Origin of the sequence: Paraburkholderia sp., from assembly GCF_035948235.1 — a bacterium.
GTDB lineage: Bacteria > Pseudomonadota > Gammaproteobacteria > Burkholderiales > Burkholderiaceae > Paraburkholderia.
Map to the genome: position 1 here is coordinate 21,604 of NZ_DASZJJ010000100.1, position 7,530 is coordinate 29,133.

Genomic DNA, 7,530 nt, shown 5'->3' on the forward strand with positions numbered 1-7,530 from the left:
CTCGGATGGCGCGAAAGCCGGTCGCTCCAACAATTGTTACAACTTAAGTTGCGACCTGCTTACAACGGCCGCCGACCTGTCGACGCGCTCTGTGGGTAAAATCGCGGGTCTTACCAGAGAAGCTCGCATGAATCTTCAAGACCAGATCGGCGCGATCGACGTGGGCGTCGATCAACTCATTCAGGCCGCCAGCGCCGCGCCCGCGCCGGGCGCAGCCGACTCAGCGGCCCCGCAATCGACTGATACGGCGAAGTACACGCCTGCGCACCTGATAGCGCCGGACATGCCCGCTGCCGACGTGGAACACACGCAGCCCGCCGCGCTGGAAGCCGAAAGCGAAGCCGCCGCGCCAGCTGTTGCACCCGCGCCGGACACGCGCGCCACGCTGGAAGTCGGCCGTCCCTCGCAGAACGAGATCACGATGACGATCGGCGGCCAGACGGTGTCGCTGCATCCAATGCAGGTGAGTCAGTTGATCGAGGAACTCGCGAACGTGCGCGCCTCGATGCAGCCGGAACCGCCGCCGGGCATTCCGCCGGGCTGGCGCTTCGCCTCGACGAAGAATCCGATGATGGCCGTGCAGAAGCAGGCGAACGGCGACCGTCTGCTGGTGATGCGCCATACCGGCCACGGCTGGGTGCCGTTCACGTTCTCGCCCGACATGGTCGTGCAGATGTACATGATGCTGACGCAGCGTTAAACCTTCGTCAGTCTGGCCAGCGCCCAATAAAAAAGCCGCCGCGTGTGCAACGCGGCGGCTTTTTTTATCGGCGGACGAGCCCTGTGGTCAGCGACCCTGCACCGGCGCCTGCACGCGCGCCTTCCACTGGCCGCCCTTGCCGCGCCAGAAACGCCACGCCGACGCGAAAGTCGCGCCCACGTAAAAGAGCGCGATCAGCGGCAGGAACGGCGCCCACAGCGGCGAGCGGCGATAGTAGGCCAGCATCGGCGAATACGCGCAGCACATCAGCGCCCAGGCGAGCCACGCGGGCCAGCCCTTCGCGCCCAGCACGAGCGCCACGACCGGCGGCGCCAGATAGATCACCGTCATGCCGACGATCGTGCCCGCCAGCTGCAGCGCCGAATAATGCAGCTGCGTGAACGCGGTGCGCGCGATCATGTTCCAGATGTCCTTCCACGAATCGTAGGGGCGCAGCGACACGCTCTTCGCGGCCACGTCCAGACGGATCGGATGATGGCCTTCGCCGCGATGCTTGATGCGCGCGGCCAGGCTGCAATCGTCGATGAGTTCCGCGCGGATCGACTCGATCCCGCCCGCTTCCTCCAGCGCCTTGCGGCGCACCAGCATGCAGCCGCCCGCCGCCGCCGCCGTCTTGTTGCGCGCGTCGTTGACCCACGCAAACGGATAGAGCTTGGCGAAGAAGAACACGAAGGCGGGAATCAGCGCCTTTTCCCAGAACGAATCGCAACGCAGACGCACCATCAGCGAAACCAGATCGCGTTTTTCGGCCTGTGCGCGCACCACGAGCTGCGCGAGCGCGTCGGCGGGATGGCCGATGTCGGCGTCGGTGAGCAGCAGGTAGTCGGCGTCCAGACCCAGCGTGCGCACGGCCTCGATGCCCTGCGACTGCGCCCAGACCTTGCCCGACCAGCCCGCCGGCAGCGGCTTGGCGGTGATGACGGTGAGCTTCTCCGGGCACTGCAGCGCGAGCGCGGCGGCGCGCGCGGCTTCGGCGGTGCCGTCGGTGCTGTGGTCGTCGATCACGATCACGTGGAAGTCGCCGCCGTATTCCTGGCGCAGCAGCGAGGTGACGGCTTCGCCGATCGCATCGGCTTCGTTGCGCGCCGGCACCACGGCGCAGGCCGAGGGCCAGCCCGCCGCGGGCTCGATCACGGGCAGCGGATCGGCGGGACGCGAGCGCCAGAAGCCGCCACGGCCCAGCAGCAGCACCAGCCAGATCAGCAGCGAAAGACAGGAAACGGCGAACAGAATCGTGGTCATCATGCGTTATTACTCTTGATCGAAGGCGCGCGCACGCCGACGCGGCGCGACAGCCACATGGCCGCCGTGCGTATCAGCACCACGGACCAGTCGGAAGCGCGCAGCGCGGGCCGCGCGCGAAATACGTCGTAGTCGGCACGCTCGATCACGTCGAGCATGCGCAGGCCGCCGTGCACCACGCTGCACAGTTCGAGGCTGAAGCGCCCCGGCACGCGCAGCGCCAGCGGCGCGCCGGCGAGCAGCAGCGTGCGCACGTGGGCAATTTCGTGCCGCATCAGTGCGCGCCAGGCGTCGTCCACCACGCCTGCCGCGATCTGCGCTTCAGTCACATTCAGGCGCTCGCGGTCGGCGTGCGGCAGATAGACGCGCCCGCGCCGCCAGTCGGCCGGCACGTCCTGCAAAAAGGTAATGAGCTGCAAGGCGGTGCAGATGGCGTCGGAGTCGGCGAGGTTCTCGGGCGTGGCCTCGTCGATCAGATGCAGCATCAGGTGCCCGACCGGGTTCGCCGAGCGCCGGCAGAAGTCCATCAGTTCCAGCCGGTCTGCGTAGCGCGTAGTGTCGATGTCCTGGTCGAACGCCGACACCAGATCGTAGAACGGCTGCAGCGGCAGGCGGCAGCGGCGCACCACGTCCGCCAGACGCGCGAACAGCATCGGATGCACGGGCGCGGCGCGCCCTTCGGCCACGGCGTCCAGCCCGTCGCGGAAATCGGCCAGCCGCGTGTGACGCTCCTCGCGGCTCCAGTCGCCTTCGTCGGCGATGTCGTCGAGCGTGCGCGCGACGTGGTAGATCACGCCGACAGGCGCGCGCAGCGCCTTCGGCAGCAACAGGCTCGCTACCGGAAAATCGTCGTAATGGTCGGGTTCCATCCAGGCGTCCTGATTGGGGTCGGGCCCGCATCGCGCCGGGCGCTCCGGCAGCGGGGACGTTAGTTTAAGGGTTCCCGCGCCATGTTGCACCGCGCCATCCCTCGCCAGCTGGCCCTTGTTTCCAAATATTCCCGATCCAAAACCTTTCATTTTCCATTCATCGATGCGCAAATCGCCCGTCTGCGCGCCTCCAGCCGGGCTTCAAGCAGGGTCAAAACGCTATTGATGCCGATTATCGTCGCGTGCGCGCCGCACCTTCCCGTGCGCCACGCAGCAAAGGTGCGGCGATAGGGTTAAAATGCGCGTCTGGTTTTTCCGCCCTCCCCCAAGGCGGATGCATGCATTCATTAGCACCTTATTAATATGATCGCCGCGGCGAACAGGTCCCCCTGGACTTGCACGTGATGCGCGGCAGTCGGAGTTCGCCACCCTATGCGAGTGATCCTTGCCCAACCCCGCGGCTTTTGTGCGGGGGTTGTCCGCGCTATCGAAATTGTCGATCGCGCATTGCAGAAGCACGGCGCGCCGGTCTACGTGCGCCATGAAATCGTCCACAACCGTCACGTGGTCGAGAACCTGCGTAACAAGGGCGCGCGTTTCGTGGAAGAACTCGACGAAGTGCCCGAAGGCGCCGTCGCGATTTTCAGCGCGCACGGCGTGGCCAAGACCGTTGAGCGCGCCGCCGAAGAGCGCGAGCTCGACGTGCTCGACGCCACCTGCCCGCTGGTGACCAAGGTTCACGTGCAGGGCCGTCAATATGTTGCGGCGGGCCGCACGCTGATCCTGATCGGCCACGCCGGTCACCCGGAAGTGGAAGGCACGATCGGCCAGATTCCCGGCACCGTGCTGCTGGTGCAAAGCGAAGCGGACGTGCAGAAGCTGGATCTGCCGCTCGACGCGCCGCTCGCGTATGTGACGCAGACCACGCTGTCGGTGGACGATACGCGCGGCATCATCGACGCGCTCGTCAAGCGTTTCAGCGACATCGTCGGCCCGGACACGCGCGACATCTGCTACGCCACGCAAAACCGTCAGGCCGCCGTGCGCGATCTGTCGTCGCAAGTGGATGTGCTGCTGGTGGTGGGCGCAACGAACAGCTCTAACTCGAACCGTCTGCGCGAAATCGGCAGCGAATCGGGTCTGCCGAGCTACCTCGTGGCGGACGGCTCGGAAGTAAAGGCCGAGTGGTTTGCCAACGCGCAGACGGTCGGCATCACGGCCGGCGCGTCGGCGCCCGAGGAAATGGTAGAAAACGTGATCGACGCGCTGCGCGCGTTGGGGCCTGTCGAGGTGTCGACGATGGCGGGCCGTGAAGAAAAAGTCGAATTCAAGCTGCCGTCGAAGCTCTTGCAACCGCTCGTCGCACGCGAAGTTTAAGGAGGACACCTCTTGTCTATTCCGCTGCTCCAAAAAGTGCGCGTTGGCGCCTATATCTTCCGCCAACATTTCGGCGGCAATAAGCGCTATCCGCTCGCGCTCATGCTCGAGCCGCTGTTCCGCTGCAACCTGGCCTGTAATGGTTGCGGCAAGATCGACTATCCGGATCCCATCCTGAATCAGCGTCTGTCGCTCGAGGAATGCCTCGGCGCGGTGGACGAATGCGGTGCACCGGTGGTCTCGATCGCCGGCGGCGAACCGCTGCTGCACAAGGAAATGCCCCAGATCGTCAAGGGCATCATGGCGCGCAAGAAGTTCGTGTATCTCTGCACGAACGCGCTGCTCATGGAAAAGAAGATGGACGACTACGAGCCGAGCCCGTACTTCGTCTGGTCGGTCCACCTGGACGGCGACCGCGAAGCGCACGATCACTCGGTGTCGCAGGAAGGCGTGTACGACAAGGCCGTCGCGGCCATCAAGGAAGCCAAGCGCCGCGGCTTCCGCGTGAACATCAACTGCACGCTGTTCAACGACGCTGAACCGGATCGCGTGGCGAAGTTCTTCGACACGGCGCACGCCGTTGGCGTGGACGGCATCACGGTGTCGCCGGGTTACGCGTATGAGCGCGCTCCGGACCAGCAGCACTTCCTGAACCGCGACAAGACCAAGAACCTGTTCCGCGAAATCTTCAAGCGCGGCAACAACGGCAAGAAGTGGTCGTTCAGCCAGTCGAGCCTGTTCCTCGACTTCCTGGCCGGCAACCAGACCTACCAGTGCACGCCGTGGGGCAACCCGGCGCGCACGGTGTTCGGCTGGCAGAAGCCCTGCTATCTGGTCGGCGAAGGTTACGTCAAGACCTTCAAGGAACTGATGGAAACCACCGAGTGGGACAAGTACGGCACGGGCAAGTACGAGAAGTGCGCGGACTGCATGGTCCACTGCGGCTTCGAAGCCACCGCCGTGATGGATACGGTCGCGCACCCGCTCAAGGCCGCGCGTATCGCGCTGTCGGGCCCGCGCACCACGGGCGCGTTCGCCAAGGACATCCCGCTGGATACGCAACGTCCGGCTGACTACGTGTTCTCGCGTCACGTCGAAATCAAGCTCGAAGAGATCAAGAACTCGGCGAAGACGAAGAAGCCGGTGACGGTCGCGGCAAGCTAAGTTTTCCGGCGCGCTTTTTAAGGCGCTGGATGTGAGAAAGGGCGCAACGGTGAAAGCCGTTGCGCCCTTTCTTTTTGCCGCTAGATAAGCGGCGAGGCCGTAAAAAAGGCGCGATGACTTTCGCCATCGCGCCTTCGTTCTTCGTTTGCATCGGCCTGTCAGGCCGGCAGTGTTGGCTTCAGCAGCACTTGCCCGCGCCCGACCCATAGCGCGCGTTCTGCCGCTCGCGGAAGAATTCCTCGTAGGTCATCACCGGGCGATCGGGATGCGTCGCGCGCATGTGCGCGACGTAGCCGTCGTAGTCCGGCAGACCGACCATCAGCCGCATGGCCTGGCCGAGATAACGCCCGGCTGTCTGCACGTTGTCGCGAAGTTCCGAGAACATGATGCGCTCCGTTGGGTTGGCGTCGCCGGATCAGTGCGCGCTCTGGCGCGTCGCAATCGTAGCGCCCGCAGGCAACGCTTCGTACGGCGTTTCCTGCACGGTCGGACGATCCGCGCGGCGCGCGCGCGCAATCGCGATCAGGCCATAAATCACGATGCTCACCACCACGAAGATGAACAGCCCCGACAGCGCTGCATCCACGTAGTCGTTGAAGATCATGCGCTGCATCTGTTCGGCCGACTTCGCGGGCGCGAGGATCTTGCCTGCGTCGAGCGCCGCCGACAGCTTCTGCGCATGCGCGACAAAGCTCACCTTCGGGCTGCTGTCGAAAATCTTCTGCAAGCCCGCCGTGAGCGTGCAGATGAGCAGCCACAGCGTCGGCACGGCGGTCACCCAGGCGAACTTCTCGCGCTTCATCTTGAACAGCACGACGGTGCCGAGCATCAGCGCGATACCGGCGAGCATCTGGTTCGAGATGCCGAACAGCGGCCACAGCGTATTGATGCCGCCCAGCGGATCGACCACGCCCTGATACAGGAAGTAACCCCACGCGGCCACGCACAGCGCCGTGGCGATCAGGTTAGCCGGCAGCGACTCCGTGCGCTTGAGCGCCGGGTGGAAGGTGCCCAGCAGGTCCTGCAGCATGAAACGGCCCGCACGCGTGCCCGCATCGACTGCGGTCAGAATGAAGAGCGCTTCGAACAGGATCGCGAAGTGATACCAGAAGGCCATCATCGCCTGGCCGCCGATCACCTGGTGCAGGATCTGCGCCATGCCGACCGCCAGCGTCGGTGCGCCGCCGGCGCGCGCGACGATGGTGGTTTCGCCCACGGCCTTGGCCGTCTGCGTGAGCATGTCGGGCGTGAGCACAAAGCCCCACTGGCCGACCGTATGCGCGACCGCGTCCGGCGACGTGCCGAGCACCGCGAGCGGCGCGTTCATCGCGAAGTACACGCCCGGCTCGATCACCGAAGCGGCCACCAGCGCCATGATCGCAACGAACGATTCCATCAGCATCGCGCCGTAACCGATAAAGCGCGCGTTGGTTTCGTTATCGAGCAGCTTGGGCGTGGTGCCCGACGAGATCAGCGCATGGAAGCCGGAGACCGAACCGCATGCGATCGTGATGAAGAGGAACGGGAACAGGTTGCCCGACCACACCGGCCCGCTGCCGTCGATGAATTTCGTGAAGGCCGGCATCTTCAGTTCCGGCGCGACGATCAGAATGCCGATCGCCAGCGCGAGGATCGTGCCGATCTTCAGGAACGTCGAGAGGTAGTCGCGCGGTGCGAGCAGCAGCCAAACCGGCACGGCCGATGCCGCAAATGCGTAGATCATTATGGAAATGGCGAGTGGGGCCGCTCGAAAGGTGAAAACCTGCGCCATCACTGGATTTTGCGAAACCCATTGACCTCCCCAAATCGCCAGCAACACGAGAACAAATCCGAGGGCGGAAACTTCCAGCACTTTCCCGGGCCGAATCCTCCTCAGGTAGATGCCCATCAACAGTGCGATGGGAATCGTCATGGCAATCGTGAAAGTTCCCCATGGGCTGTCTTTCAGAGCGTTGACGACGACCAGGGCCACGACGGCCAGAAGGATGATCAGGATCGCGATGACCGCCGCATAGGCAACGATTCCCCCAACGACGCCGGTCTCTTCTTTTGCCATCTCGGTCAGAGATTTGCCGTCGCGCCGCACGGAAAACAGCAAGATGACAAAATCCTGCACGCACCCGGCGAAGACGGCTCCGGCCAGCACCCAGAGCGTCC

Annotated in this window: 7 protein-coding genes; 3 read left to right on the forward strand and 4 right to left on the reverse strand. The window is 64.5% G+C overall.

The window, feature by feature from the left end:
- The first annotated feature begins 127 nt into the window (after positions 1–127).
- Positions 128–700, forward strand: coding sequence for a hypothetical protein (locus tag VG320_RS08280; protein WP_327199639.1), 573 nt, complete (start codon positions 128–130; stop codon positions 698–700).
- Positions 701–787: 87 nt separating this feature from the next.
- Here the strand turns inward: VG320_RS08280 and VG320_RS08285 are convergent, their stop codons facing one another.
- Together VG320_RS08285 and hpnC are read right to left on the reverse strand one after the other, a co-directional pair.
- Complete coding sequence (locus VG320_RS08285) at positions 788–1,966, reverse strand: glycosyltransferase (protein ID WP_327199640.1); 1,179 nt, start codon at positions 1,964–1,966, stop codon at positions 788–790.
- Positions 1,963–2,832 carry a squalene synthase HpnC gene (hpnC, locus tag VG320_RS08290; protein WP_327199641.1) on the reverse strand — a complete coding sequence of 290 codons (870 nt, stop codon included), beginning with the start codon at positions 2,830–2,832 and terminating at the stop codon, positions 1,963–1,965. Before hpnC ends, VG320_RS08285 begins: the two co-directional genes overlap by 4 nt.
- A gap of 432 nt (positions 2,833–3,264) precedes the next feature.
- Between hpnC and ispH the strand changes: the two genes are divergently transcribed.
- Together ispH and hpnH are read left to right on the forward strand one after the other, a co-directional pair.
- The gene (gene ispH, locus VG320_RS08295; protein WP_327199642.1) at positions 3,265–4,209 is read left to right on the forward strand and encodes a 4-hydroxy-3-methylbut-2-enyl diphosphate reductase; all 945 of its coding nucleotides are present in this window, start codon (positions 3,265–3,267) and stop codon (positions 4,207–4,209) included.
- Positions 4,210–4,221: 12 nt separating this feature from the next.
- Positions 4,222–5,373, forward strand: a complete 1,152-nt coding sequence (gene hpnH, locus VG320_RS08300) for an adenosyl-hopene transferase HpnH (protein ID WP_327199643.1) — start codon at positions 4,222–4,224, stop codon at positions 5,371–5,373.
- Between the two features lie 178 nt (positions 5,374–5,551).
- On the opposite strand, the gene VG320_RS08305 is transcribed toward hpnH, so the two are convergent.
- Complete coding sequence (locus tag VG320_RS08305) at positions 5,552–5,758, reverse strand: YbdD/YjiX family protein (protein WP_027820406.1); 207 nt, start codon at positions 5,756–5,758, stop codon at positions 5,552–5,554.
- A 30-nt stretch (positions 5,759–5,788) separates the two neighbouring features.
- On the reverse strand, positions 5,789–7,530 hold a 1,742-nt coding region (locus VG320_RS08310), incomplete at its 5' end, for a carbon starvation CstA family protein (RefSeq protein ID WP_327199644.1).

Excerpts from the sequence above, each read along its gene's own strand:
- VG320_RS08280 (WP_327199639.1), top strand. The coding sequence starts at position 128 with ATGAATCTTCAAGACCAGATCGGCGCGATCGACGTGGGCGTCGATCAA.
- VG320_RS08285 (WP_327199640.1), bottom strand. The coding sequence starts at position 1,966 with ATGATGACCACGATTCTGTTCGCCGTTTCCTGTCTTTCGCTGCTGATC.
- VG320_RS08305 (WP_027820406.1), bottom strand. The coding sequence starts at position 5,758 with ATGTTCTCGGAACTTCGCGACAACGTGCAGACAGCCGGGCGTTATCTC.
- ispH (WP_327199642.1), top strand. The coding sequence starts at position 3,265 with ATGCGAGTGATCCTTGCCCAACCCCGCGGCTTTTGTGCGGGGGTTGTC.
- hpnC (WP_327199641.1), bottom strand. The coding sequence starts at position 2,832 with ATGGAACCCGACCATTACGACGATTTTCCGGTAGCGAGCCTGTTGCTG.